Genomic DNA, 24,718 nt, shown 5'->3' on the forward strand with positions numbered 1-24,718 from the left:
CGGCCGGGCGGTCTCGCGCCCGGTGTGGGCCGGCGCATGCGGGCGGAACCCGGTGGCCGGTCGGGGAACGGACGCTGAAGGCGGGCGGCGGCCGGACGGCGGATCCGGCGGGGGAGGGGCCGGCCGGGCGGTGCGGAGCCCGTCAGAGGGCGGCGAGCATCGGGAGCAGCCCGGCCGCCGCGGTGACGTCCGCGGTGAGCGGGCGGTCCTCGGCCAGTGGCGGCAGGTCCGCGTCGAGTACGGTGAACACCGGGGCGGCCGGGGGCGGCGCCGGGTGCTGGCGCAGCGCGCCCACCGCGGCGACGAGTTCGCAGGCCAGCACGACCCGGTAGGCGTCGACCGCGCGGAGCGCCTGCCGGACGGCCTGGGAGGCGAAGCTGGCGGCCTCCTCCAGACCGCGGGAGAGCACGGCGTGTCCCACGGAGGCGGGCATGGCGCTCGCCCGCACCTCGGCCAGCGCGGAGTTGGCACTGTATTCGAGGATCATCATCCCGGAGCTGCCGGCCGGCCCCCGCGCCAGGTACGACCGGAGGCCGGTGATGTCGGGGTCGCCGAAGGCGGCCAACCGCGCCGTGGAGAGCTGGCCCGTCTGCAGCAGGGCCAGGCACAGCTGGTCCAGCGCCAGGCCGAGCGGTGTGGCGAAGAAGCCGCCGTGGTGGTAGGCGATCGGGGCGCCGTCCGGGCCTTCATCACTGATCAGCGGGTTCTCCGGCGGCGCGTTGAGCTCGACGGCCAGCACCCGGCGCAGCGTGCCGGCCGCGTCCAGCGCCGGCCCGTGCACCTGTGGGAAGACCCGGAAGCCGAACGGGTCCTGTATACGGCCGCCGGTTGCCCGCGACCGTTCCGGCGCGCCGAGCAGCCGGCGGACCTCGGCCGCCGCGCGGACCGCGCCGGGATGCGGCCGGACCGCGTGCACCGGAGCCGCGTACGCCTCCAGCGAACCGGAGACGGCGGCCAGCGAGAGCGCCGCCACCGCGTGCGAGGCGCGCAGCAGTATGTCCACGTCGTGGCAGACCAGTGCCGCCTGGCCGAGGACCAGCGCGTTGCTGCTCATGAACGCCAGCGCGTCGCCGTGCTCCGGCGCCACCGGCGCCGGAACCGCCCGGGACGGCCGCCGCGCCTGTGCCTGTGCCTGTGCCTGTGCCTGCGGCGGGACCGTGCCCGGGACCGTGCCCGGGACGGCGTCCGTGCCCCCGACCGGCCGCGCCGCCTCGTCGCCCGACAGCCAGGGCCGTTCACCGATGACGGTGAGGCCGGTCTGGGCCAGCGCGGTCAGATCGGCGGTGCCGACGCCGCCGTACTCGTTGACGGCCGGGCGGACACCCAGCCGCAGCGCCTCGACGAGCGCTTCGGCCAGCGCGGGCTGGACCTGCGAACCGCCCGCGAACACCTGGTTGGCCCGCACGGCGAGCATCGCCCGGACGTGCCGGGCGGGCAGCTCGGCGCCGGCGCCGGCCGCGTGGCTGCGCAGCAGCCGCAACTCCTGCCCGCTCTGGTCCGTACCGCTGAGGAACACCGTCCGGTTGGCGCCGACGCCGGTGTCGAGCCCGTACACCCGGCCGGTCGCCGCCAGCCGGCGCGCGACGCGGTACGAGTGCGCCGCCCGTTCCAGTGCCTCGGGCGGTACGGCGGGCACGGCCGCGCGGTCGGCGAGCCGGGCCACCGCGTCGGCGTCCAGACCGGTGCCGTCGAGCAGCACGCGGTCCGTACCGGCCGACGACGGCGCCACGGAGGCCCCCTCCGCCGAGGGTGCCTCCGTGCGGTGCGAGGGGATCTCCGGTGGCGTTCCCATCACGCTGCCCCGGCCATCGGCCGACGGCTCAGGACAGGCCGACCGACGTCAGCCACGCCTTGGCGACCGCGAGCGGGTCCTTGCTGTCGTTCTGCACCTGGGCGTCCATGTCGAGCAGCGACGCGGTGTCGAGCTTGGCGGACAGCGCGTTGAGCGCGTCCACCCCGGCCTGCGGGAGCCCCGACTTGTAGACCAGCGGGATCACGTTCTCGAACCCGAACAGGTTCTTCGGGTCCTGCAGGACGACGAACTTCTCCTTGGTGACGGTGGCGTCGGTGGTGAAGACGTCGCCGGCCTGGATGTTGTTGTTCTTCAGCGCCGCGTCGGTCAGCGGGCCGCCCGCGTCCAGCGCCTTGAACGACTTGGGTACCAGGCCGTAGACCGACTTCAGACCGACCAGGCCCTGCTGGCGGGTCTGGAACTCCGGAGAGGCGCCGATGGTGATCTCCGACCCGTACTTGGCGAGGTCGGCGATGGAGGAGTCCGAGGTCAGGTGGTACTTCGCGGCGGTGACCGCGTTGACCGTGATGGAGTCCTTGTCCTGCGCCGGAGCCGGGTCGAGCAGGGTCAGCTTCGGGTCGAGCTTGGCGGTGACCGCCGCGTCGGTGGCGGTCTCCGAGGTCGGGGCGGCCTTGGCGTCGAGGTAGGCCAGCAGGGCGCCGTTGTACTCCGGCAGCACGGTGAGGGTGCCGTTCTTGAGCATGCCGTAGGTGGTCTCGCGGCTGCCGATGTTCGGCTTGTACTCGACCTTGATTCCCTTGGCCTTGAGTGCTTCGCCGTAGAGGTCCCCGATCAGGATGCTCTCGGCGAAGTTGTTGGAGCCGACGATGACGGTGCCGCCGCTCGCCTGGGTGCCGGCCAGCGGATCCTTGGGGGTGTCGTTGCTGGAGGAGGACGAGGAACAGCTGGTCAGCGACGCTGCCGCTGCGACAGCAGCGACTGCCACCCCGGCCAGGCGGAGACGTCTCGGGCTGGACCAGGCGCTCTTCACGTTAGGAATCACGGTTTCCGCTTCCGGGTTCGGAGAGTAATCGGAGGGTTCGGACGGTGAACGTGCGTATGTATGGCTGGTGCTACCAGCAGATCCAATCCAGCCGGTTCGATCTCCGTCAAGTTCGGTCGGATCACGATCGGTGTCATGGCCGGTTCCTGGCGTCATTACGCCACGTCGACACGCCCTCGGCCGCCGCTCGTAACAGAGTCTTGATGATCCGGTCAGCTCACAGCGTCGAAGACGAGGTAGTCTCCCGGACGTTGGTCACGGGGCTCAGACAACTGCCATGCCTTTTCGGTCATTCCGGTTCGGTAGTAGGCGGATGTAGTCAACGCGCACCTCAGCCGTGCCAGGTTGTCGGTGACGTCACGCAGGAGGCTTGGTAACCGTGGACGAGGTGCTCGCTCCGGCACGGCCGGTTCCCGGGCCGCGTACCCGGAGCGGTGTGCGCAGTTTCGCCGAGAAGTGGCCGTTCCGCCGCAAGCTCAACGTGCTTGTCGGGGTGCCGCTGGTGGTGATCCTGCTGCTGCTCGCGTACGTGATCACCGGTCTGACCGGCCAGGCCAGGGACGCGGCCACCGGCGCCCGGCTGGTCCGGGACAGCCGGCAGATCGCCGAACTCATCGACCGGGTCGAGACCGAGCACCAGCAGGCGGTGCTGCTGTCGGTGCGCTACGAGTCGGCCACCAGCGGCAGACGCCCCTCGCTCGCCGCCTACGCCAAGGCCAGGGCCGCGGTCGACGCCCAGGTCGGCCAGGTCCGCGCGGCCTTCGGCGACCGGCTGCCGCCCGCCGAGGCGCAGGTGCTCAAGGAGATCAGCGGTCTCAGCAGCCTGCGGTCCACCATCGAGCAGAGCTACCTGCCCGCCGACAACATCGACCCGGCCTACACCGCCATCGTCGACGAGCTGATCGACGGCCTCGGACTCGACCAGCGCTCCACGCTGGCCTCCACCGTCACCGGCAGCCTGCTGGACTCGCTGCTGCGCGCGGAGGCCGCCCACAGCTCGCTGGAGACCAGCGTGTTCTCCGCGCAGACCGGTGACACCAACGCGCTCATCGAGTTCGTCGGCGCGGTCGGCTACGCCGAGCAGTACGCCTACCAGGCGAGCCGCTTCGGGCGGTTCGCCAGCGACGACCAGCGCAGCCGGCTGGCCGGCATCGAGCAGAACCCCTCCTGGAACGCCATCGCCCTGCAGTACGCGGGCCTGCAGATCGACCCCAGCGCGCTGGCCAAGCCCCCCACCGAGGTGCAGGCGGCCTTCGACTCCGCGCTCCAGGAGTACCCGACCTACCAGAAGCAGGCACAGACCCGGCTGCGGATCACCGGCGCGCTGATCGACCAGGTCGCCGACCGGGCCGACCGGGCCTCCGACGCGGCATGGTGGCGGGCGGCCGGGCTGCTGGCCGGCGCGCTGCTGGGGTTCGTGCTGTGGCTGGGCTTCTCGGTGGCGATCCGCCGCTCGGTGGTGCGCCCGGTGCAGGCGCTCACCGACGCCGCCACCCAGGTCGCCGAGGTGGCGGGCGACGAACTCGCCCGGGTCGCCGACGACGACGCGGTCGACGCCGGGCCGCTGCGGCTGCGCGAGGTGCCGGTCCCGGTACGCGACGAGCTCGGCGACCTGGCCGAGGCGTTCAACCGGGTGCAGAACACCGCGGCGGCGCTGCTGGAACGCCAGGTGCTCAGCCGCCGCAACGTCGCCGAGATGTTCGGCAACGTCGGCCGCCGGGTGAGCAACCTCACGGCCCGCCAGCTCGCCCTGATCGACGCCCTAGAACGCGGCGAGACCGACCCGGCGCTGCTGGACCGGCTCTACCGGATCGACCATCTCGCGGTCCGCCTCCAGCGCAACGCCGACAGCCTGATGCTGCTGGCCGGCATCCGCGAGGCCGGGCTCGACGCCAGCCCGACCGCGCTCACCAACGTCGTACGGGCCGCGCTCGGCCAGATCGAGGGCTACCAGCGGGTCTCGCTGATCGCCGAGACCTCCGTGACGGTGGCGCCGGACATCATCGCGGACCTGACGCTGATGCTCGCCGAACTGCTGGAGAACGCGGTGGCGTTCTCACCGGTCCGCAGCCCTGTCGAGGTGTCGGTGCGCAACGGGGTCGACGGCGCGCTGATCGAGATCTCCGACCACGGCCTGGGCATGAGCGCCGAACGGCTCGCCGAGGAGAACGCCCGGCTGATCCGCCGCGAGCGGCTCGACCTGGCGCCCACCAAGGTGCTCGGCCTGTTCGTGGTCGGCAGCCTGGCCCGCCGCTGGGGCATCAGGGTCACCCTGAGCCGTACCCCGGGCGGCGGTGTCACCAGCCGGGTGACGATCCCGGCCGCGCTGATGCTGCTCATGAGCCCGTTCGCGGCGCCCGAGGGGCAGGACGCCCGGGGCACCGGCGCGGAGACCGGCGGCCGGGGCGGTTACGGGCGCGAGGCCAAGATCCCGCTGCCCGAACCCCGCACCGAACTGCCGCCCGTCGCCGAGCCGCTGCCCGAGCCCCGTACCGCGCTGCCACCGGCCGAGGCGCCGCCGCGGTACGCACCGGAGCCGTACCAGCGGCCGGAGCAGCCCTTCCCCGAGCAGCCGCGGCCCGCCGCGGCGCCCTACGGCTACCGGCCGGACCCCGTGCCGGAGCCGTACCGCCGCCCGCCGGAGCCGTACTACCGGCCGGAGCCGGACCGGCGGGAGTCGCTGCGCCAGGAGCCGCCGCCGCTGCCCCGGCGCGAGTCGCCGCGGGGCGGGGGCGAGCCGGCGGGCCCGCGCCACGCGGCCCCCGTACCGCCGCCCGCCGAGCGGCGGCCGGACGTCTCGCCGCTGCCCCGCCGGGTGCCGCAGGCGCAGACCCCCGGTGGCACGACCCCCCGGCCGTCGGCGGCCCGCGAGCCCGAGCCGGTGACCCACGAGACGGCCCCGGCCGCCGCCGGCGGGTCGCGGGGCGAGGACACGGCGGCCCGCCCGCTGCGCCGCCGGGTGCGCGGGGCCACACTCGGGTCGACGCTGTCCTACGCCCAACGCCACGCGGCCAGAGCGCCGCGCCCCCCGGTCGACGCGGAGGAAGTCCGGTCCGAGCTCGACGAGTTCGAAGCCGCGGTGGAGCGTGCCCAGCGGGACAGCGCGCCCGGGGCTTCTGGTAGAACGACCAACGGTGCTGGGCCCCTGGAAGGAGCGGAACAGTGACAACGCCGACAGGTGACACTTCGGCCGAGCAGGCGGCGCCCGCCGATCTGCGTGCCGCCGCAGCCGACTTCACCTGGCTGCTGAATCGATTCGCCACCGAGACCGCGGGAGTCGTCGACGCCATCGCCGTCTCCTCCGACGGACTGCTGATCGCCGTCTCACAGCTGCGCCAGCCGGCCGACTCCGAGCGGCTCGCGGCGATCGTCTCCGGAATCACCAGCCTGGCGGCCGGTGCTTCGGGGAACTATGGCCTCGGCGGTCTCAACAAGGTGATCATCGACCTGGCGCACGGCCATGTGCTGGTCTCCGCGATCGGCAGCGGCGCCGTGCTGGGCGTGGTCACCTCCAAGGAGGCGAAGCTCGGCAACATCGCCTACGAGATGACCGTCTTCGCCAACCGGGCCGGTGCCGCGCTCAGCCCGCAGCTCGTCCTCGAACTAAAGAACAGCGTCGGTTCCGCGCGGACCAGGTGACGGGCCAGGGGCTGAGGGGTCGAGGAAGGAATTCCCATGACTGCCGGTGACCCGCCGGTCGGCGACGGCGCGTTCCCCGAGGCGCCCGCCGGCCAGGCCGGACGCGCGCCCGCCATCCGGCCGTTCCTGGTCACCTCGGGCCGGGTGGCGGGCGCCAGGTCGGGGCTGCCGATGCCGGTCGAGACCCAGGTCGTCACGACCTCGGCGGGTATCGGGGTGCTCGACCGGCTCTCCTTCGAGCGGTACGACATCGTCGCCCTGTGCCGGGTGCCGCAGTCGCTCGCGGAGGTCGCGGCCAAGCTGAAGCTCCATCTCAATGTGGTCCGCGTGCTGGCCGAGGACCTCGAGTCCAGCGGACAGCTGGCGGTGTACGTGCCCAGCACCGAAACCGCCCACGACGCCTCAGTATTGCGAAGGGTGATTGATGGTCTCCGCGCCATCCCCGATTCCCGGGGGACACTCCGTGGCACCGACTGAACCGCCGGCCGGCCTGGCCGCAGGACCGGCCGCCGGGCGTCCGCCGCTGCCGGTCAAGATGGTGATCGCGGGCGGCTTCGGCGTCGGCAAGACCACCACGGTCCGGTCGATCTCCGAGATCGACCCGCTCACCACCGAGGCCGACATCACCGAGGTCGCGGCCGGTGTGGACGACCTCAGCCACACCCCGGACAAGACGACCACCACGGTCGCCATGGACTTCGGCTGCATCACCATCGACGAGGCCCTCAAGCTCTACCTGTTCGGCACCCCGGGCCAGGAGCGGTTCGGCTTCATGTGGGACGACCTGGTGGAGGGGGCGCTCGGCGGCCTGGTCATCGTCGACACCCGGCGGCTGGAGGACTGCCACGCGGCCGTCGACTACTTCGAGCACAAGCGGATCCCGTTCGCCGTCGCGGTCAACGCCTTCGACGGCCGGATCGAGCACCGGCTGGCCGACGTCCGCTGGGCCCTCGACGTCGCCGACCAGGTGCCGGTCATCGCCTTCGACGCCCGGGAGCGCGGTTCGGTCCGCGACGCCCTGCTGTGCGTCCTGGAAGTGGCGCTGAGCCGGGTCGGCGGCTGAGCCGGCCGACCCGGTACGACCCCGGAGGGGGCCGGCCGGACCGTCATCCCCCGACGGTCCGCCCGGCCCCCGCCGCGCTTATCAGCGGCGCCGCACCCCCGGCGACACCGCGAGCCGGGCGACCGCCCAGAACACGCCGATGGTCACCAGCGCCAGCGCCGCGATCAGGGTCGCGCCGCCCACCACCTTGTCGTAGTGGCGCTGGTAGAGGCCGTCCACGACGAAGCGGCCGAGGCCGCCGAGGCTCACATAGGCGGCGATGGACGCCGTGGAGACGACCTGGATCGCCGCCGAGCGCAGACCGCTGAGGATCAGGGGCAGCGCGACCGGCAGCTCGACCTGGAAGAGCACTCGCGCCGGCGGCATGCCCATCCCGCGGGCGGCGTCCACCGGCGAGGGGTCGACGGTCCGCATGGCCTCGTACGTGGTCACCAGGATCGGCGGTACGGCGAGGGCGACCAGCGGGATCATCACCGGCACCAGGCCGAGCCCGAACAGCAGGAACATCAGTACCAGCAGACCGAAGCTCGGCAGTGCCCGCGCCGCGGTGGCGATCAGGGCCAGCGCGTTGCCGCCGCGCCCGGTGTGGCCGGTGACCAGGCCGACCGGCAGCGCGACGGCGGCGGCGATGCCGAGCGCCATCAGGGTGTACTCGACGTGCTCCAGCAGGCGGTGCGGGATGCCGTACTGGCCGTGCCAGTTCGCGCCGTCGCTGAAGAAGACGTGGATGAAGTGCAGGACGTTCATCGGGCGGCGTCCTCCAGAGCGGTTGCCACGGGCTCGGGCCGGGGGCCGGCCGCCCTGCCGCGGCCCCGGGCACGGGCGGCCCGCGGCATCCACGGGGTGAGCAGGACACGCAGCAGGACGAGCAGACCGTCCAGCACGATCGCCAGCACCGCCGTGGTGACCACCGAGTTCACCGCGAGTTCGGTGCGGTGGTAGAAGAGCGAGTCGGCGAGCAGGTTGCCCAGCGCGCCCTGGTTGCCGATCAGCGCGCCGACACTGACCAGGCTGATGCTGGAGACCACCGCGAGCCGCAGCCCGGCGATGATCGCGGGCACCGCGATGGGCAGCTGGACGAAGACGTACCGCCGCAGCGGGTTCATCCCCATCGCGGTGGCCGCCGCCAGCGTCTCCGGCGGCACCGAGCGGACGCCGTCCACAATGGCCGGCACCAGCAGCACCAGGCTGTAGACGGCCAGCGGGATCATCACGGTGGTCTCGGTGGCGCCGGTGTAGTCGATGAGCACCACGAAGAACGCCAGCGACGGAATCGCGTAGAGCACCGTGGTCACCCACAGCACCGGCGGATACAGCCATCTGAAGCGGACGCACAGCTGTCCCAGCGGCAGCGCGACCACCAGCCCGCCGAGCACCGGCAGCAGGGCCTCCTTCAGGTGCAGGCCGATCAGGCCCGGATAGGAGTGCTGGAGATCGCTCGGGATGTCGAAGAAGCCGCTCATCGGGCGGCCCGGGTGCTCTTGCCGGTGGCCCCGGCGGCCGGCCCGGCCTGCACGGTCTCCGCGGCGGGCACGGCGTGCGGGCCGCGCTCGGCGTGGGCGCTGCGGACGGCGTCGGCGATCGACTCCTGCGAGGTGACGCCCACCACCCGTCCCTCGCCGTCCACCGCGACCGCCCAGCCGGTGGGGGAGAGCACCGCGCAGTCCAGCGCGTCCCGCAGCGAGTCCCGGCCGAACACGAACGGCCGCCCGGGGGACAGCAGCCCCTCGGTCGGGACCCCGCCGCCGCCCGCCACCGCGGTCGGCTCCGCCCAGCCGAGCGGCCTGCCGTCGGTGTCGGTGACCAGCAGGTACGCCGCGTCCGGCGTGGTGCGCTCGGCGATCTGCTGGGCGGTGGAGTCGGTCGCGACGATCGGCGAGGTGGTCAGCTCAAGGCCGGCGGAGGTGAAGAAGGACAGCCGCCGGATGCCGCGGTCGGTACCGAGGAAGTCCTCGATGAACGCGTCGGCCGGCGCCGACAGCAGCTCGTCCGGCGGCGCGAACTGGACCAGCCGGCCGCCGGTGCGCATCACCGCGATCATGTCCCCGATCCGGATCGCCTCGTCGATGTCGTGGGTGACGAAGACGATGGTCTTGCCCAGCTCGGCCTGGATCCGCAGCAGCTCCGCCTGCAGCCCCTTGCGCACGATGGGGTCCACCGCGGAGAACGGCTCGTCCATCAGCAGCACCGGCGGGTCCGCCGCGAGCGCCCTGGCCACCCCGACGCGCTGCTGCTGCCCGCCGGAGAGCTGGTACGGGTAGCGGGTGGCGAGCGAGGCGTCCAGACCGACCCGCTCCATCAGGTCGGTGGCCCGCTTGCGGGCCCGGGTGCGGTCCCAGCCAAGCATCCGGGGCACCGTGGCGATGTTGTCCACGATGGTGCGGTGCTGGAAGAGGCCGGCGTTCTGGATGACGTAGCCCATCGACCGGCGCAGCGCGTTGACCGGCTGGTCGCGGATGTCCGCCCCGTCGAGCAGGATCCTGCCCTCGCTCAGCTCCACCATCCGGTTGATCATGCGCAGGGTCGTGGTCTTCCCGCAGCCGGAGGGCCCGACCAGCACGGTGATGGAGCCGTCCGGGATTTCCATCGACAGGCGGTCGACCGCCGTCGTGCCGTCGGGGTACCGCTTGGTAACTGACTCGATGCTTATCAAAGTGCCGAATACCCTTCGGGATTGGGCATGAGTAGGCTTGTTTTCGGACACCTCGTACAAGCCGTTGCGGACGAAGTTTAGACCGCCCGTGTTGCGGTCTGTCATCGGCCGAGGCACGGCGCGGGGCCCGCCGGTGTGACGGGCCCCGCGTACCGTGCCCCACTCAGCGGGGGCGGCGCCCCCGGCGCTCACCAGACCGCGGGGAACGCCTTGATGGTGGTCAGCAGCTCCCCCTTGGAGAAGCGCAGCTGCCGCGGGTCCACCGCGAGGTCCAGCGCCGGGAAGCGCTCCATCAGACTCTGCAGGCCGATCTGCAGCTGCGCCTTGGCCAGGTGGATGCCCACGCAGTAGTGCGCGCCGCCGCCGAACATCAGGGTGCGCGGTGGCGAGACCCGGTCGAAGTGCAGCTGGTGCGGGTCGGGGTACGCCTTCGGGTCCAGACCGGCCGCCGACAGCGGCAACGCCAGCGTCTCGCCGGCCCTGACCGTGCCCGACGGCAGCTCGACGTCCTCCAGCGCGACCCGCAGCATCGCGCCGTTGCCCTGCTGGACGAAGCGCAGCAGCTCCTCCAGTACCGCCGTGGACACCCCGCCCGCGTCGGCGACCTGCTGCCACTTGGCCCGGTCGTCGCGCAGCAGGGTCAGCGTGATCCGGCTGAGGACGTTGGTGATGGTGTCGGTACCGGCCGCGATCACGCCGACCAGCACGTAGAACAGCTCCTCGTCGGAGAGCTTGCCGTCCACGTAGCAGGCGCTGACCAGTTGGCCCATCAGGTTGTCGGTGGGGCGCGCCCGCTGCTCCTCGACCAGGCCGCGGGTGTAGTCCATGAACTCCCTGATGGCCTGCTCCCGCTCGTCCTCGGTGACGACCACGGTGGACATGAATGCGTTGGACCAGCCGCAGAACGTGTCCTGGTCCGCCAGCGGCACCCCCAGCAGCCGGCAGATGATCCGGATCGGCAGCGGCTTGAAGTAGCCCTCCATCAGCTCCCCGGGCCGGCCGCCGGCCTCCACCGAGTCCAGCAGTCGCCCGGTCGTCTCGGCGATCAGCGGCCGCCAGGCCCGTACCCGGGCCGGGGTGAGCGAGGCCGCCAGCGTCTGGCGCTGCCGCATGTGGTCCGGGCCGTCCTGGTTCACCAGGGATATCGGGTCGGTGAAGATGTTCGACGCCTTGGTCCAGCGCGGGGCGCCCGGCTTGGTCAGCGCGTTCCTGGACAGCCGGGTGTCCCCGATGGCGGCGGCGATGTCCGCGTAGTCCAGCGCGAGGATCGCCTCGTGGCCGCTGCGCAGGCTGACCCTGCCGAACGGGCACTGCTCGCGCCGCTGCGCGAACTCGCGCGGCTCGCCGCCGAAGGGTCCCGGCGGCCAGGGGAAGCGCGGCGCTGGACCACCTGTCTCAACGGGCATGTCGAGCTCTCCTCTGCTGTCGCGCCGCATCCGGGAATTCGGCTGCGGTCGGCTGTCCGGTCAGCCACAGGCTAAGCGCACCGGAGTCGTACCGGACGCCTCGGAAAACAAGATTCCGGTTCTTCCGGGCGTCCTTCCACCGAATGTTCCGGGCCATGTGCCGGTCGAACTTCCTGGGCCGTGCACCGGTCCGGGCTGTTCACTGATCCCAGTTCGGAAGCAAGCCGCTGCCGGACCGACCAACAAAGAGAATGAGGTGTTCATCATGGCGAAGGCTGCCGCGAAGTCCGCTGTCAAGGCCGCGTCGAAGGCCGCGTCCAAGGCTGCGTCCAAGGCCGCGTCGAAGGCCGCCGTCAAGGCTGCCGTCAAGGCCGCGTCCAAGGTCGCCGTCAAGGCCGCTGTCAAGGCCGCCTGAATCTAAGGCCGGTGACATGGCGCCGGTGGACACTCTCCGCCGGCGCCATGGCAGCCCCGGGTAACAGCCCGACCTTGTCTCCCCTGCAGATTGCGAGAGAACTGTGTTCTATCTCGAACGGGTTGGCGCTTTCGTGCCGGAGGCGAGTATTTCTGTGCAGGAACTGAGCGAGCCGCTCGCTCTGACATCGAGCCAGGTACTCCTCTTCACCCGCTTTCTCGGCCTCAACCGGGTCGCCGTCGCCCCCGGTGTCGAACTGGCCGACATGCTCACCTCGGCCGGCGAGGACGCGCTCGACGGAGTCGACCGGGACTCGGTGCGGTACCTGGTCCACGCGCACACCATGCAGCACGCCGCCCCGCCGTCCCAGCACATGCTGGAGGACGTACGGCGGCGGCTGGGCCTGCGCAACGCCTCGGTCTTCGGCCTGTCCCACATGAACTGCGTGGTCGGCCTGTACGCGCTGCAGATCGCCCGCTTCCTGCTCGACGGCGCCCACCCGGACGAGAAAGTACTGGTCGTCACCGGCGACAAGATCCTCTCGCACCAGATCCACCTCATCCCCGAGACCACGGTCATGGGCGAGGCCGCCGCCGCCGCGCTGGTGGGCCGCGACCCGTCCGGCGACCGGATCGTCGGCCGCGCGGTGGACGTACTGGGCCGCTTCTACCAGTGCCTGAGCTGCCCGGAGGACCTGCGGATGGAGTACAAGCAGATCTACGCCGACCGGCTCAGCTCCGTCATGCGGAAAGCGGTCGAGGACGCGGGCTGCGATCCGCTGGACATTGCCGCGGTCCTGCCGCACAACGTGAACCGGCTGTCCTGGAAAAGGATCTGCGCCGAACTGGGTATCCCGGTCGAACGGGTCTACCTCGATAATGTCCCGAAGCTCGGCCACTGCTTCAGCTCCGATCCTTTCATCAATCTGGCAGCGGCCCGGGAAAGTGCACGTGTAAAACCCGGAGATCTTGTGCTGATGGCCTCGGCCGGCCTCGGCGCGGCGTTCGCGGCAACGGTCGTCCAGGTTGGAGAAGGGAGAGATCAGTGAATTTCGTCGAACGGCTCAAGAAAGACCTCACCGGGGACCCCGGCGCCCGCTTCGTGTTCGTCAACAACTTCGAGGTGGAACGCAGCTGGGCGGCCGGCGAGCCCAAACTCCCCGGTGCCGGAATAGCGTTCGCCGGCGCCACGGTGAACCGTATGGAGGAAATGGGCGTCCTGCTGGCCGACGAGGGCGACGTGGTCGTCCTCAAGGCGCCGATGGACCGCGCGTTCGCCGCGTACCTCACCTCGCTCGGTGCCGCCGCCGGCCGCACCGTGTGGGCGGAGAACAGCGACCCGGCCCGGATGGTCACCGAGGACGCCCTGGTCTCCCCGCTGCTGCTGGAGGAGCTGCGGTCGCTCGACGACGGGCGCACCTACCTGATGCCGCTGGGCATCTCGGCCGCCGAGGAGGAGCTCTCCAAGGAGACCGGCCTCCCGCTGGCCGGCCCGACCGCCCAGATCTGCAAAGCCGTCAACGGCAAGATCTTCAGCCACCGGCTGGTCGACGAGCTCGGCCTGACCGCGGTGCCCGGCACCGTCGCCGAGACCGTCGGCGAGCTGCGGGGCGCGCTGACCGCGCAACTGGCCCGCGGCGGCCGGGCCGTGGTCAAGGAGTCGCTGGGTGTCTCCGGCCGCGGCATGGTCGTGGTCGAGGACGAGCGGGGCGCGAACCGGCTGCTGCGGCTGATCGAGCGGCGCGGCGGGCAGGCCCCGGCCAACCTGGTGGTCGAGTCGTGGATCGAGCGGGCCCAGGACCTCAACTACCAGTTCGTGGTGGGCCGCACCGGCGAGGTGCGGTTCGAGACGGTCAAGGCCGCCGTACTGAAGAACAACGTCCACCAGGGGCACCGCTTCCCCGTCGAGCTGCCGCCGGCGGCCGTCGAGGAGCTGCACCACGCGACGCAGGCGATCGGCAAGGCGCTGCACGCCGAGGGCTACACCGGCATGGTCGGCGTCGACGCGATGCTCGGCCCGGACGGCACCCTCTACCCGTGCCTGGAGATCAACGCCAGGTTCAACATGTCCACCTACCAGAGCCGGATCGCCGAGCGCTTCATCCCCGAGGGCGCCCACGCGATCGCCGCCACGTTCGGCTTGCGGCCGACCAGGGTGCACGGCTTCAGCGACGTGGCCGAGGCCCTCGGCGAGCTGCTCTTCGACGGCTCGGGCCGGCCCGGAGTGCTGATCAACAACTTCGCGACGCTGAACGCGGCGGCGACCGACGACGGCGACTTCCACGGGCGGCTCTACGCCGTCTGCGTCGCCGGGTCCGCCGACGACGCGCTGGCCCTGCGCGAAGAGGCGGAACGCCGCCTGACGGAAATGGCCCGGCGATGAGCCGGGCGACGAGCCCCGCGGCGAACGGAAGGAGCGGACCGCGATGAAGATCCAGGGCATCGAGTACAGGGAACTGGCCGAACGCTTCGGCACCCCCTTGTACGTCTACGACGCGGAAGTCCTCACCAGCACGATCACCGAGCTGCGCGGGGTGCTGCACCCGGCGATCGAGGTCTTCTTCTCGCTGAAGTCGAACCCGAACGTGAGCGTGTTCAACACCCTGCGGGCCGGCGGCGCACGCGCCGAGGTCTCCTCGCTGGTGGAGCTGCGCACCGCGCTGCTGGCCGGCGCGCAGCCGCACGACATCATCTTCCTCGGCCCCGGCAAGAGCGACCGCGAGCTGATCGCCTGCCTGGAGACCGGCATCTACGCGATCGTCTGCGAGTCCTTCGCCGAACTGGACCGGATCGAGCTGCTGGCCGCCGAACGCGACCTGTACCAGCGGGTGCTGCTGCGGATCAACCCGGCCGTCGCGGTCCAGGGGTCGCGGCTGACCATGGGCGGCAAGCCCCGCCAGTTCGGCATCGACGAGGCGGAGGTGCTGGCGGCGGGCGACCTGGCGTCGAAGTACCGGCACGCCGACGTCGCCGGGGTGCACGTCTACATGGGCACCCGCATCCTCGACGCCGACGTGGTCGCCAAGAACACCCGCTACATCCTCGACCTGGCCGAGCGGGTGGTGAGCAGCACCGGCATCCGGCTCGACGCGGTCGACATCGGCGGCGGCCTGGGCGTGGCGTACTTCGACGGCGAGGAGGACATCGACGCCAAGTCGGTCGCCGAGGTGCTCAACCCGATGCTGGAGGAGTTCGTCTCGCTGCACCCGGGCACCCGCCTGATCATGGAGTCCGGCCGCTACCTGGCCGGCCGGGCCGGGGTGTACGTGCTCGGCGTCCGGTACGTCAAGGAGTCCATGGGCGAGCGGTTCGCCGTCGCGGACGGCGGCACCCATCACCACATGGCCGCGGTCGGCATCGGCTCCTTCGTCAAGCGCAACTTCCCCGCCGTCGCGCTCGACCGCGACGAGGACGCCGACCCCGGTGAGCTCCAGTCCTGGAACGTCACCGGCCCGCTGTGCACCCCCAACGACACCCTCCTCAAGCACGCCCAGCTGCCGGCGCTCGAACCCGGCGACCTGATCGGCGTACTGCGCTCGGGCGCCTACGGGCCCTCCGCGTCGCCCGGCCTCTTCCTCAGCCACGGCTTCCCGGCCGAGGTCCTGGTCCACGACGGCCAGGCGCACCTGGTACGGGACCGCGACCAGCCGGAGGACCTGCTGCGCCCCCAGCACCTGCTCGACCTGACCGCCACCACCGCCACCACGACGTCCGGAAAGTGAGACCGATGAACCGCTCGCAGATCATCAACCACGTCAGCATCGCCCTGTCCACCGTCCTCAACCGCGAGGTGCCGCAGCTGACCGAGGAGTCCCGGCTCTTCGAGGACCTGGCCCTGGACTCCACCAGCGTCATCGAGCTGCTGATGGGCCTGGAGGACACCATCGCGCTGGAGATCGACCCGGACGAGCTGGAGCCGGAGGTGTTCCGTACCGTCGGCAGCCTCACGGACTACATCGAGGCCGGATTCGCCAAGACCGCGGCGGTCTGACGCCATGACCCCGCTGAAGACGCTGACGCGCCCGGACACGGATGGCACGCCGCCGAGGACAGCCGGGGTCCGCTTGTCCGGCATCGTCCACGAGGTGTTCGGGGAGCGTACCCAACCGCTGATCGGCGGGGACGTCCAGCTCGCCCACGACATGCTCAAGGCGTACGGCCGGGGCGACGAGTTCGAGTCCTTCCTCGCGCGCAGCGGCAACGGCTTCATCGCGATGAGCGACGCGCTCCTGGCGAAGCTGCCGGAGCCGCTGCCCGAGCTGGACGCGGTACTCCTCGCCTACCAGTCGCCGGACCTCTACTACTCCGACGTGGCCGGCTGCTACCTCGCGCAGCTGCCCGGCTCCCCGGTGCCGTGTTCGGTCGCCGAGCAGGGTCCGGGCGCGGTCTTCACCGCGCTGCGGATCGCGGCCGGCATGACCGCGCTCGGCGAACTGCGGCACGGCGCGCTGTTCGTCTACGACCAGAACGGCGCGGTGTGGGAGGCCGACGAGGAGGTGCAGGCCCGCCCGGACGCGGCGGTCATGATCCGGCTGGACGCCGAGGGCGACCTGCTGGTCACCGAGCTGACCGAGGTGCGCACCCGCGAGGCCGGCGACCTGTCACCGGCGCAGGCCCTGGAGCGGGCCCTGGCCGGGCACGCCGGGGTCAGGGCGCTGATCGGCCCGGTGCTGGCCGCCGAGGTGGCCGGCTCACCGGTCGCCGACCGTGTCGAGGCGGCCTCGCCGGACGCCTGGTGCACCGGGGTGTGGGCGGAGCTCGGCCGGGTATGGCCGGTCGCGGAACCGGTACTGATCGCCGACTACGACCGGGCGGGCGGCCGCTTCCACAGCTGCCTGCTGGTGCCGGACGGCCGGCCGGACCCCGAGCAGGGGCAGCTGTCATGACCACCGGCCTGTCCCGTATCGCGGTCCGGCTGCCCAGCCGGATGGAGCCGGTCGACGACGTCCTGACCCGGCTCGACCGCGGCGTCACCGAACGCAAGATGTTCGCCAAGGTCTACGGACTCCAGCAGAGCCCGACCCTCGCCGACGGCGAGCGGACTGAGGATTTGCTGGCCGAGGCCGGCCGTGCCGCCCTCGACGGCGGCACGGCGGGACTCGTCCTGTACGGGCACACCCTGCTCACCCAGGAGTTCGGCTACCGGGGCGGCTTCCCCGACCGGCTCCGCGCCGAACTGGGCCTGCCCGGCGCCCGCTTCTACGGGCTCTCGCACATCAACTGCACCTCCGTACTGCGCTCCATCGAGCTGGGCCGCCGCTTCCTGGCCCGGCCCGGGGCCGACCCCGACGACCGGGTACTGGTACTCGGCGGCGACCACGGCAGCATCAACGACCGGTCCCGGTTCGTACCGGGCATGACGGTCGGCGGGGACGGGGTGGTGGCCTTCATGGTGCACCGCACCGGTCCCGGCCGCCCGGCCCGGTTCCGGTACCTCAGCGGCGCGGCCGGCCGTGACGCCCGCTTCCACAGCAACCTGCGGATGACGGCGGAGGAGTTCGCGCTGTTCGGCAAGGTCTGCGCCGAGCAGGCGGTCGTCACCGTACGCCGCGCCGCGCACGAGGCCGGCCTCGGCCTCGGCGACATCGACTGGGTGATGCCGCACCTGTCCAACCGGATGTTCTGGCGCACCTTCAGCAGCGAGTCGGGCATCCCCAAGGACCGGATCTGCCTGGACCTGATCCCCCGGCAGGGCCACAACTTCGGCGCGGACGCGCTGATGGCGCTCGACCACGCCGACCGAACGGGACGGCTGCGCCCCGGCGACCGCTGCGCGCTCGTCTCACTCGGACAGGGCGCCTACTTCCAGGCGTTCATCTTCGAAGTCGCGGAGGACTGAATGAGCACCGCCATGCAGGAATGCGAGAGGACAGCGAGAGACGAGGGACTCGCGGCGGGTCTCGACGCCGCCCTGTCCGGGATCGAGGTGACCGGTACGGCGCCCGGCCGCTATGCCGCGGTCAGTATCCGGCAGGTGCCGGCCGGGAGCAGCGTACGCACCCACAGCATCGCCGACCGCGAGGACGTGGTCTTCGTGGAGTGCCCGGGGGAGCGACCCGGCGGCCCCCGGGTGGCCGAGGTCGGCCGGCTGCTGGCCGCGGTCCGGCTGGGCCTGGCCCGCCGGCTGCTCGACCAGGCCGTCGAGCACCTGACGGAGCGCACCGGCGGCGGCGAGCCGCTGATCCGCAAGCAGATGGTCACCGGCAACATCGCCGACATCATCGGCGAGGTGGAGCTGCTGCGGGCCTACGCGCAGTCGCGGACCGACCCGGCGGCGGTCGGCGACCTGCACAACCGGATCGACGACCTGGGACGGCAGGTGGCCAAGCTCTTCGGCGCCATCGGCTACATCGCAGACCACCCGGCACGGGCGCTGTACGTCTCGTCGCTGGTGGCCAACACGTGGATCGGCAGACAGGGGGCAGAGGAATGATCGACTTCGACGCGAGGCTGCGCGCGATACGGGACGCCACCCGTGAGGCGGCCGAGGACCTGCGGGCCCGGGCGCTGTCGGTGGACGCCGACCCGGACGCGATGGAGCAGCACTTCGACTCCCCGACCTTCGCCCTGATGCGGCGGGCCGGCACCCCGGAGGCGTACCGCGAGCCGGTGCCCGGTCTCACCGACGACCTGCTGGACGAGTCCTCCTGCCTGGAGACCGTGGTCGGCACGCTGGAACTCGCCCGCGGCGACGCCGGGATGATCCTGGCCGCGCCCGGCCCCGCGCTGGCCGGCGTCATCGTCCGGCTGCTGGGCGACGACGAGCAGCAGAAGCGGTTCTTCACCAAGCTGCACGGCGGCCGGGTGCACACCTTCTTCGCGATGACCGAACCCGGCCGCGGCAACGACGCGACCGCCATGGAGACCCGGCTGGAGCGCGACGGCGGCGACGGCTGGCTGCTGCACGGCAAGAAGCGCTACATCGGCAACGGCGCCCGCGGCGGCATCGGCGTGGTCTTCGCCCGCACCGGCCCGTCCGCGCTGTCCATCCGCGCCGCCCTGGTCGAGCCCGGCGGGCCCGGCTGGTACGGCGAGCGCCTCGACATGATCGGCCTGCGCGGCGCCTACCTGAGCGAACTGCGCTTCGACGGCGTACCGGTGGCCGGCGACATGCTGCTCGGCCGGCACCTGCCGGTCACCCGGCGCGGCATGTGGGGCGCGATCAAGACCTTCAACAACATGCGCATCCAGGTGGCCGCCGCCGCGGTCGGCACCGCACTGGCCATGACCGAGTACGTCGCGGAGTACCGCAAGAACGCCCCCGGCATCCACCAGGCCACCAACAGGGCCGAGGCCGCCCGCGAGCTCATCTACGAGGCCGCCGCGCGGATCGACCGCGACCCGGAGCGCGGCTACCTGTCGAACGTCGCCAAGGTCGGCGCCACCGGGATGGCCGAGCAGATCTCCCGCTGGGCGTGCGGCGCGCTCGGCCCGGCCGGCCTGCTGGAGCACCCGCTGCTGGAGAAGTGGAGCCGGGACGTGTGCGCCTTCGAGTTCATGGAGGGCACCGGCAACATCCAGCGGCTGCACGTGGCCAAGGGCTACCAGGCGGGGGACGCGGATGTCTGACACCGGCCCCGCGCGCAAGACCCCCGGGGAGACCGCCCTCCTGGAGACGCCCGCCCCGGACCCCGCCCTGCACGCCGCCCCGGACTCCGCGCCGGACCCCGCCGTCTCGATCGCCTCCGCGACCGGCCTCAGCGTCACCGCGGTCGGCGTCGCCGTCCAGGAGCAGCCCGACTACCGGCCGGTGGCCGGGCTCGCCGCGGACGACGACCTGCTGCCGCTGGTGCGGGCGGTCGCCGACCTCAACGACATACCGCTGGACCGGCTGGAGATGCTCACCGACTCCGGCGACACCAAGAACGTCAGCGCCATGGCGCTGGCCGCCCTCGGCCGCCCCGACCGGCCGCAGCCGCTGTACTACGTACGGTCCGGGCCGCTGCCCGACCCGTACGTGGCCACCCTGGCCCGGCTGGTGCACGAGGCGGACTGGGCCGGCGAGGACACCGGCATCACCCACCTCGACGAACTGGGCGGCACCGCCGTCTTCGACCTGCTCGACTGGGCGGTCGGTGAAGGGCCCGGCGCGACCGCGCTGGTCTGCGACGAAGTCCTCTTCGCCGACTCCCGGCTCGGCCCGGTGCCGGCCGCCGCGGTCGCCCTGCGGGTGCGGCGCGGCCCCGGCCCGCTGGAGGTCCTCGCCGTCGGCGAGGGCACGCCCGGCGCCTGGCCCCGCAACGCCGCCGACCACCGTTTCACCGGCCGCCGCGCCTGCGACGGCTGGATCGCGCTCGGCCGGGCGCTGGCCGACGGCCGGATCGCCGACGGCGACCGGCTGCTGCTGCACACCCGCGGCGAACACCGGGAGGGCTGGCTGCTGCTGCGCGCGGCGGACACCGCCGGCCTCGAACTGGCCGACGCGCACAACGGCCCGAGGAGCGCCGGAGCATGAGCAACGACACGCTGAACGGCGAGGCAGTGGAGGAACAGGCCGCGGCGCCGCCCGCCGCCCCGGACGGCTCGGCCGTCTCCTACCGGCGGATCCTGCGGATGGCACTGCCCATGGTGCTCTCCACCGCCACCGGCATCGGCTCGCAGGTGGTGGTCACCGGACTCATCGGCCGGATCGGCGGCGACGCGCTGTACGTCCGCTCGGTCTACACGCCCATCGCGTACCTCTTCCTGGCGGTGACCACCGGCCTCGCGGTCACCTTGCAGGTGTGCGTCGCCCAGGCGTGGGGCCGCGGCGAGCCGTCGCTGATCTCCCGCCACCTCGGCAGCGTCGCCCGCGCCGGGACGGTGGTGTTCGTGCTGCTCGGCGCGCTGCTGGTGGCGCTGAGCGGCCCGCTGGGCGACGCCGTGGAGATCGCCCGCGACCGCAGCGGCACCTTCCACACCTTCCTGGCGGCCATGGCCGGCGCCGCCCTGCTCGGCATGCTCGGCGAACTGACCTCGTCGGTGCTGCGCGGCCTGGGCCGTACCGGCGTGGCCGCCGTCATCACCGCCCTGTACGTGGCGCTCAACCTCGGCATCATCATCGTCGCCGGGCCGGTGCTCGGCGGCGGCCTGATGGTCGTCCCGTTCGCCGCGGGCGCCGCCGGGCTGGTGGAGATCGCGCTCGGCACGGTCGTGCTGGCCCGCGCCGGGGTGCTCACCCCCGGCACCCTGCGCGGCTGGCTGCCGCAGACGCCGCGGACGCTGCTGCGGATCGGCCTGCCGGTCGGCGCCTCGTCGGTCGTGCTGGCCGTGGTCAACCTGGTGCTGCTGCGGATCGTGGCACCGGCCGGCCAGCAGGCGGTGGCCGGATTCACCGTGGGCTACACCGTGCAGACCGCCGTCATCGTCCCCGCGATCGGCCTCGGCTCGGCGGTCTCGGTGCTGATGAACCAGAACCTGGCCGGCGGCGGCCTGGCCGAGGCCCGCACGGTGTTCCGGCGCGGGCTGCTGCTGGCCGCCGCCGGGTACGCGCTGGTGACCGTGGTGATGCTGGTGGCCGGCGGCCCGCTGGCCGACCTGCTCTCCGGCGACCCCGCCGTCGCCCACCAGGCACGGCACTTCCTGGCCATCGTCGGCCCGGTGTTCGGCTGCACCGGCCTGATGCTCACCGTGCTCACCGTCATGGAACAGGTCGGCCACGGCCTGCTGGCGGTGATCCTCAACAGCAGCTACTTCGCCGCGATCCTGGTGGTCGGCTGGATCGCCGTCCACGTCCGGCACGACGTCACCGCCCTGTACTGGACGATGGCCATCGCCGCCGCCGCCAGCCTGATCACCGGACTGCCGGCCGCCAGCCGCGCCGCCCTGCGACCGCGCGTACTGCCGCGCGGCCCCGAACCCGTACAGGAGCAGGCATGACCACCCTGTCCACCGCCGGGCCGGCGACCGCCTGGGCCGGCCGCCCCGTCACGGGCGCCGACCTCCCGGCGGTACTGGACCTGTTCGCCCGACCGGACTTCTTCTTCCGCACCGCGCAGCCCGACACCCTCTCCCAGGCCGAGATCACCGAACTGGCCGGCGACGGCACCCACCTGATCACCGCGGACGGCCTGCCGGCCGGCCTGTGGGCGGCCGAGCCGACCGGCGGCGAGCACGCCTGCCACTACTCGCTGGACCTGAGGCTGAGCGCCGCCCTGTCCGACGAGCAGTGGCAGGACGCCTACCGCCAGGTCGTGGCGGCGCTGCGGCTGCGGACCGAGGTGGTCCGGCTGACCGTGCGGGCCGGCGAGTTCGACGAGCGCTGGACCCGGACACTGCACGAACTCGGCCTGCGCTACGAGGGGCTGCTCGACGGCGTGGTCCTGCACGACGGACACCGCTACGGCTACCACTACTTCTCGCAGATCTGGATGGACCGGCCATGAGACTGAGCGGATACCGCGACACCGACCGCGACCTGCTGCACGGCCACTGGCTGCGCGGCGAGCTGCTCGGCCTGCCGCTCGGCCCGCGCCCCGCCCTGGCCGAACCGGTCAGCGTGCCGCCGCCCGGCGGGCGGGGGGACGAGCGGCTGTACGTGATCCGCGACACCGCGTTCGTCCGGATCACCGGCATCGACTGGATCGCCCGCCGCGGACGGCTGGAGACCGGTCTGCGCGAGGAGGCGGCGGCCGACGCCAAGACGGTGCTGGCCCAGGCCGTGGCCCACGCCTTCGACGTACTGGGCCTGCGGCGGGTCCACGGCACCTTCACCCCGCTGGCCGGCGCGTCCACCGAGCCGCTGGAGGCGGCCGGGTTCGTCCGCGAGGCCCGCTGGCCGCAGGCGCTGTGGCACGACGGCGGCACCGTCGACCGCGAGGTCTGGGGGGTGCTGCGCGATGTCTGACACCCGGACCGCCCCGGCCGCCCCCGCGCCGGCGGACACCCCCGCCCCGGCCGGCCAGGTCACCGCGCTCGCCCCGCTCGCCCCCGCAGAGGCCGCCGCCCGGCTGCGGACCGGCGGCACCCGCGGCTTCCTCGACCTGGACCCGGTCACCCAGAACGACGCGCTGATCGTCCGGCTGCTCGCCGAGCAGGACGCGACGGTCTTCGCCCATGGCGACGCCCTGGTCGGCGCCCGGCCGAACCCCGGCAACCCCCGGCAGGCGGTGGTCGCCACCACCTCCGCCGACCCCGAACCGCTCGCCGCACTCGCCGAGTTCCTGCGGGTCTACCGGCGGCACACCTCCCTGGTCGCGGTCACCGGCGCGGACGAGCCGGCCAGGACCGCGCTGGCCGCGTCCGGCTTCACCGAGGTCGGGGTGCTGCGCGGGCACTGGTACCGGTCCGGCGCCTACCACGACGCACACCTCCACCATCTGCCGCTGGAGCCGCAATGAAGATCCTGATCCGGCACTTCACCGAGCAGGACGTGCCGCTGCGCACCGCACTGCTGCACGAGGACAGCTTCCAGGCCAACCTCACCGACTTCGCCGTCACCACGGGGGACGACGAACTGACCCGCGGCCAGCTGCGGACCATCGCCGAGCAGCAGGACACCAAGCGGATCTACACCGCCACCCGCGCCGACGGCCAGGTGATCGGCTTCCTGTGGGTGACCGACCTGGACTGGCGCAGCCAGTGCTGCGAGCTCTCCTTCGCGCTGCTGCCGCGCTACCGGGGCGGCTTCGGCCCGCCCACCATCAACGCCGCCCGCGGCTATCTGTACGACGAGCTGAACATGCAGGTCGTCATCGACCAGGTGCTGGAGCACAACACCATGCTGCACTCCAGCGACGAGATGCAGGAGCTCAGCCGGGTGCGCTGCGCCTACGACTCCTACACCGTCGGCAGCTGGCGCACCGCCCGCTTCTGGACCCGGCGGGTGGCGGCGTTCCGTGAGTGGCGCGCCGCCGAGCAGCGCAGGCGTGTCGACCTCAGCGCCCGGATCCGCAGCGCGATCGAGGAGGGCACATGAGGATCGGTGTGGACCTGATGTCGGTGTCCCGCTTCTCCCGGGTGGCCAACCACCACCGTTACCCGCAAGTGCTGTTCACCGAGACCGAGCTGACGCAGGCCAGGGCGCTGGGGCCGGAGCGGTACGAGGAGCGGCTGGCCGGCCGGTTCTGCGTCAAGGAGGCGACCTGCAAGCTGCTGGGCCGCGGCTTCGGCCAGGGCCTGCGCTGGCGGGACATCGAGGTGACCAGCGACCGCTGGGGAGCGCCGGCGGTGGTCCTGCACGGCGGCGCCCGGCAGCTGGCGGACGAGGCCGGGGTGGGCGAGATCGTCGTCTCCCTCACCCACCAGGTCGACCTGGTGGTCGCCGTGGCCGCGGCGGCCCTCACCCGACCCGCCCCGCCGCGGCGGGACGAGCGGTCCGGCGGCTACGACCGGCACGGCACGCAGGAGCGGCACGACCCGCACGACCTGAACGACCTGAACGGCCACGTCGACCCCGGCCGGCCCGGGCCCCACGCCCCGCACGGCCTTCCCCGACGTCTCGATCTTCCGGACCCTCCCGACCCTCACGATCCTCACGATCCTCACGACAAGGAGCGCGCCATGGAACAGACCGTCACCGAGACCGAGGAAACCCGGCTCGACGAAATAGCGGCGATGGCCGCCGACCTCTTCTCGGTCTCCACCGAGGAGGTCGTCGCCGCCGAGTCCTTCCTGGACGACCTCGGCACCGACTCGCTGCTGGCGATCGAACTGCTCACCCACCTGGAGAAGCGCTACGACATCCGGATCGCGGAGTCGGAGTCGAGCCGGATGACCAGCTTGCGCGGGACCTACGAGGTCGTCGCCGAGGCAGCGGGCTGGTGACCAG

General features: G+C 72.4%; 26 protein-coding genes. 20 read left to right on the plus strand and 6 right to left on the minus strand.

Features of this window, described 5'->3' with window-relative positions:
• Positions 1-142: 142 nt before the first annotated feature.
• Together RLT57_RS27680 and RLT57_RS27685 are read right to left on the minus strand one after the other, a co-directional pair.
• A complete protein-coding gene (locus tag RLT57_RS27680; protein WP_311299971.1) occupies positions 143-1,792 on the minus strand; it encodes an aromatic amino acid ammonia-lyase in 1,650 nt (549 codons plus the stop codon).
• 28 nt (positions 1,793-1,820) lie between these two features.
• Complete coding sequence (locus tag RLT57_RS27685) at positions 1,821-2,738, minus strand: ABC transporter substrate-binding protein (protein WP_311299972.1); 918 nt, start codon at positions 2,736-2,738, stop codon at positions 1,821-1,823.
• A gap of 493 nt (positions 2,739-3,231) precedes the next feature.
• Here RLT57_RS27685 and RLT57_RS27690 point away from each other — a divergent pair, with 493 nt between their 5' ends.
• From RLT57_RS27690 to RLT57_RS27705, 4 genes are read left to right on the plus strand one after another with little or no spacing between them, the layout of a single operon-like run.
• Complete coding sequence (locus RLT57_RS27690; RefSeq protein WP_311299973.1) at positions 3,232-5,961, plus strand: ATP-binding protein; 2,730 nt, start codon at positions 3,232-3,234, stop codon at positions 5,959-5,961.
• Positions 5,958-6,434, plus strand: coding sequence for a roadblock/LC7 domain-containing protein (locus tag RLT57_RS27695; RefSeq protein ID WP_311299974.1), 477 nt, complete (start codon positions 5,958-5,960; stop codon positions 6,432-6,434). The genes RLT57_RS27690 and RLT57_RS27695 overlap by 4 nt, the downstream gene beginning before the upstream one ends.
• 36 nt (positions 6,435-6,470) lie before the next feature.
• Positions 6,471-6,911, plus strand: coding sequence for a DUF742 domain-containing protein (locus RLT57_RS27700; protein WP_311299975.1), 441 nt, complete (start codon positions 6,471-6,473; stop codon positions 6,909-6,911).
• Entirely contained in the window at positions 6,898-7,497 is a 600-nt protein-coding gene (locus RLT57_RS27705) for a GTP-binding protein (RefSeq protein WP_311299976.1), read from the plus strand. Before RLT57_RS27700 ends, RLT57_RS27705 begins: the two co-directional genes overlap by 14 nt.
• 81 nt (positions 7,498-7,578) lie before the next feature.
• Here RLT57_RS27705 and RLT57_RS27710 read toward each other — a convergent pair whose 3' ends face one another.
• The 4 genes from RLT57_RS27710 to RLT57_RS27725 all read right to left on the minus strand — a co-directional run bounded on the left by RLT57_RS27710 (position 7,579) and on the right by RLT57_RS27725 (position 11,556).
• On the minus strand, positions 7,579-8,244 hold the full coding sequence (locus tag RLT57_RS27710; RefSeq protein WP_311299977.1) for an ABC transporter permease: 666 nt from the start codon (positions 8,242-8,244) through the stop codon (positions 7,579-7,581).
• The gene (locus RLT57_RS27715; protein WP_311299978.1) at positions 8,241-8,960 is read right to left on the minus strand and encodes an ABC transporter permease; all 720 of its coding nucleotides are present in this window, start codon (positions 8,958-8,960) and stop codon (positions 8,241-8,243) included. The genes RLT57_RS27710 and RLT57_RS27715 overlap by 4 nt, the downstream gene beginning before the upstream one ends.
• The gene (locus RLT57_RS27720; protein ID WP_311299979.1) at positions 8,957-10,150 is read right to left on the minus strand and encodes an ABC transporter ATP-binding protein; all 1,194 of its coding nucleotides are present in this window, start codon (positions 10,148-10,150) and stop codon (positions 8,957-8,959) included. The genes RLT57_RS27715 and RLT57_RS27720 overlap by 4 nt, the downstream gene beginning before the upstream one ends.
• Positions 10,151-10,338: 188 nt before the next feature.
• Positions 10,339-11,556 carry a cytochrome P450 gene (locus tag RLT57_RS27725; RefSeq protein ID WP_311299980.1) on the minus strand — a complete coding sequence of 406 codons (1,218 nt, stop codon included), beginning with the start codon at positions 11,554-11,556 and terminating at the stop codon, positions 10,339-10,341.
• Positions 11,557-11,821: 265 nt separating this feature from the next.
• Here RLT57_RS27725 and RLT57_RS27730 point away from each other — a divergent pair, with 265 nt between their 5' ends.
• The 16 genes from RLT57_RS27730 to RLT57_RS27805 all read left to right on the plus strand — a co-directional run bounded on the left by RLT57_RS27730 (position 11,822) and on the right by RLT57_RS27805 (position 24,714).
• Positions 11,822-11,971: a hypothetical protein gene (locus RLT57_RS27730; RefSeq protein ID WP_311299981.1), complete on the plus strand. Its 150-nt coding sequence runs from the start codon at positions 11,822-11,824 to the stop codon at positions 11,969-11,971.
• Positions 11,972-12,125: 154 nt separating this feature from the next.
• Positions 12,126-13,019: a 3-oxoacyl-ACP synthase III family protein gene (locus tag RLT57_RS27735; protein ID WP_311299982.1), complete on the plus strand. Its 894-nt coding sequence runs from the start codon at positions 12,126-12,128 to the stop codon at positions 13,017-13,019.
• The gene (locus tag RLT57_RS27740) at positions 13,016-14,353 is read left to right on the plus strand and encodes an ATP-grasp domain-containing protein (protein ID WP_311299983.1); all 1,338 of its coding nucleotides are present in this window, start codon (positions 13,016-13,018) and stop codon (positions 14,351-14,353) included. Before RLT57_RS27735 ends, RLT57_RS27740 begins: the two co-directional genes overlap by 4 nt.
• Before the next feature lie 43 nt (positions 14,354-14,396).
• The gene (locus RLT57_RS27745) at positions 14,397-15,692 is read left to right on the plus strand and encodes a type III PLP-dependent enzyme (RefSeq protein WP_311299984.1); all 1,296 of its coding nucleotides are present in this window, start codon (positions 14,397-14,399) and stop codon (positions 15,690-15,692) included.
• 5 nt (positions 15,693-15,697) lie between these two features.
• Positions 15,698-15,961, plus strand: a complete 264-nt coding sequence (locus tag RLT57_RS27750) for an acyl carrier protein (protein ID WP_311299985.1) — start codon at positions 15,698-15,700, stop codon at positions 15,959-15,961.
• Positions 15,962-16,034: 73 nt separating this feature from the next.
• On the plus strand, positions 16,035-16,856 hold the full coding sequence (locus RLT57_RS27755; RefSeq protein WP_311299986.1) for a hypothetical protein: 822 nt from the start codon (positions 16,035-16,037) through the stop codon (positions 16,854-16,856).
• On the plus strand, positions 16,853-17,809 hold the full coding sequence (locus RLT57_RS27760) for a 3-oxoacyl-[acyl-carrier-protein] synthase III C-terminal domain-containing protein (RefSeq protein ID WP_311299987.1): 957 nt from the start codon (positions 16,853-16,855) through the stop codon (positions 17,807-17,809). Before RLT57_RS27755 ends, RLT57_RS27760 begins: the two co-directional genes overlap by 4 nt.
• Positions 17,810-18,403 (plus strand): acyl-CoA dehydrogenase family protein, encoded by a 594-nt coding sequence (locus RLT57_RS27765; protein ID WP_311299988.1) that lies wholly within the window; start codon positions 17,810-17,812, stop codon positions 18,401-18,403.
• On the plus strand, positions 18,400-19,539 hold the full coding sequence (locus tag RLT57_RS27770; protein ID WP_311299989.1) for an acyl-CoA dehydrogenase family protein: 1,140 nt from the start codon (positions 18,400-18,402) through the stop codon (positions 19,537-19,539). The genes RLT57_RS27765 and RLT57_RS27770 overlap by 4 nt, the downstream gene beginning before the upstream one ends.
• Positions 19,532-20,425: a hypothetical protein gene (locus RLT57_RS27775; protein WP_311299990.1), complete on the plus strand. Its 894-nt coding sequence runs from the start codon at positions 19,532-19,534 to the stop codon at positions 20,423-20,425. Before RLT57_RS27770 ends, RLT57_RS27775 begins: the two co-directional genes overlap by 8 nt.
• Positions 20,422-21,828 (plus strand): MATE family efflux transporter, encoded by a 1,407-nt coding sequence (locus tag RLT57_RS27780; protein WP_311299991.1) that lies wholly within the window; start codon positions 20,422-20,424, stop codon positions 21,826-21,828. The genes RLT57_RS27775 and RLT57_RS27780 overlap by 4 nt, the downstream gene beginning before the upstream one ends.
• Complete coding sequence (locus RLT57_RS27785; protein ID WP_311299992.1) at positions 21,825-22,334, plus strand: hypothetical protein; 510 nt, start codon at positions 21,825-21,827, stop codon at positions 22,332-22,334. Before RLT57_RS27780 ends, RLT57_RS27785 begins: the two co-directional genes overlap by 4 nt.
• Entirely contained in the window at positions 22,331-22,795 is a 465-nt protein-coding gene (locus RLT57_RS27790; protein WP_311299993.1) for a GNAT family N-acetyltransferase, read from the plus strand. Before RLT57_RS27785 ends, RLT57_RS27790 begins: the two co-directional genes overlap by 4 nt.
• Positions 22,788-23,288, plus strand: coding sequence for a hypothetical protein (locus RLT57_RS27795; RefSeq protein ID WP_311299994.1), 501 nt, complete (start codon positions 22,788-22,790; stop codon positions 23,286-23,288). The genes RLT57_RS27790 and RLT57_RS27795 overlap by 8 nt, the downstream gene beginning before the upstream one ends.
• Complete coding sequence (locus RLT57_RS27800) at positions 23,285-23,866, plus strand: GNAT family N-acetyltransferase (protein ID WP_311299995.1); 582 nt, start codon at positions 23,285-23,287, stop codon at positions 23,864-23,866. Before RLT57_RS27795 ends, RLT57_RS27800 begins: the two co-directional genes overlap by 4 nt.
• Positions 23,863-24,714, plus strand: a complete 852-nt coding sequence (locus RLT57_RS27805) for a 4'-phosphopantetheinyl transferase superfamily protein (RefSeq protein WP_311299996.1) — start codon at positions 23,863-23,865, stop codon at positions 24,712-24,714. Before RLT57_RS27800 ends, RLT57_RS27805 begins: the two co-directional genes overlap by 4 nt.
• Positions 24,715-24,718 lie beyond the last annotated feature (4 nt).

Source organism: Streptomyces sp. ITFR-21, from assembly GCF_031844685.1.
Lineage (GTDB): Bacteria > Actinomycetota > Actinomycetes > Streptomycetales > Streptomycetaceae > Actinacidiphila.

Coding starts and splice junctions, on each gene's coding strand:
- RLT57_RS27680 (WP_311299971.1), bottom strand. CDS start 1,792: ATGGGAACGCCACCGGAGATCCCCTCGCACCGCACGGAGGCACCCTCG.
- RLT57_RS27700 (WP_311299975.1), top strand. CDS start 6,471: ATGACTGCCGGTGACCCGCCGGTCGGCGACGGCGCGTTCCCCGAGGCG.
- RLT57_RS27710 (WP_311299977.1), bottom strand. CDS start 8,244: ATGAACGTCCTGCACTTCATCCACGTCTTCTTCAGCGACGGCGCGAAC.
- RLT57_RS27715 (WP_311299978.1), bottom strand. CDS start 8,960: ATGAGCGGCTTCTTCGACATCCCGAGCGATCTCCAGCACTCCTATCCG.
- RLT57_RS27725 (WP_311299980.1), bottom strand. CDS start 11,556: ATGCCCGTTGAGACAGGTGGTCCAGCGCCGCGCTTCCCCTGGCCGCCG.
- RLT57_RS27730 (WP_311299981.1), top strand. CDS start 11,822: ATGGCGAAGGCTGCCGCGAAGTCCGCTGTCAAGGCCGCGTCGAAGGCC.
- RLT57_RS27745 (WP_311299984.1), top strand. CDS start 14,397: ATGAAGATCCAGGGCATCGAGTACAGGGAACTGGCCGAACGCTTCGGC.
- RLT57_RS27750 (WP_311299985.1), top strand. CDS start 15,698: ATGAACCGCTCGCAGATCATCAACCACGTCAGCATCGCCCTGTCCACC.
- RLT57_RS27760 (WP_311299987.1), top strand. CDS start 16,853: ATGACCACCGGCCTGTCCCGTATCGCGGTCCGGCTGCCCAGCCGGATG.
- RLT57_RS27765 (WP_311299988.1), top strand. CDS start 17,810: ATGAGCACCGCCATGCAGGAATGCGAGAGGACAGCGAGAGACGAGGGA.
- RLT57_RS27770 (WP_311299989.1), top strand. CDS start 18,400: ATGATCGACTTCGACGCGAGGCTGCGCGCGATACGGGACGCCACCCGT.
- RLT57_RS27775 (WP_311299990.1), top strand. CDS start 19,532: ATGTCTGACACCGGCCCCGCGCGCAAGACCCCCGGGGAGACCGCCCTC.
- RLT57_RS27780 (WP_311299991.1), top strand. CDS start 20,422: ATGAGCAACGACACGCTGAACGGCGAGGCAGTGGAGGAACAGGCCGCG.
- RLT57_RS27785 (WP_311299992.1), top strand. CDS start 21,825: ATGACCACCCTGTCCACCGCCGGGCCGGCGACCGCCTGGGCCGGCCGC.
- RLT57_RS27790 (WP_311299993.1), top strand. CDS start 22,331: ATGAGACTGAGCGGATACCGCGACACCGACCGCGACCTGCTGCACGGC.
- RLT57_RS27795 (WP_311299994.1), top strand. CDS start 22,788: ATGTCTGACACCCGGACCGCCCCGGCCGCCCCCGCGCCGGCGGACACC.
- RLT57_RS27800 (WP_311299995.1), top strand. CDS start 23,285: ATGAAGATCCTGATCCGGCACTTCACCGAGCAGGACGTGCCGCTGCGC.
- RLT57_RS27805 (WP_311299996.1), top strand. CDS start 23,863: ATGAGGATCGGTGTGGACCTGATGTCGGTGTCCCGCTTCTCCCGGGTG.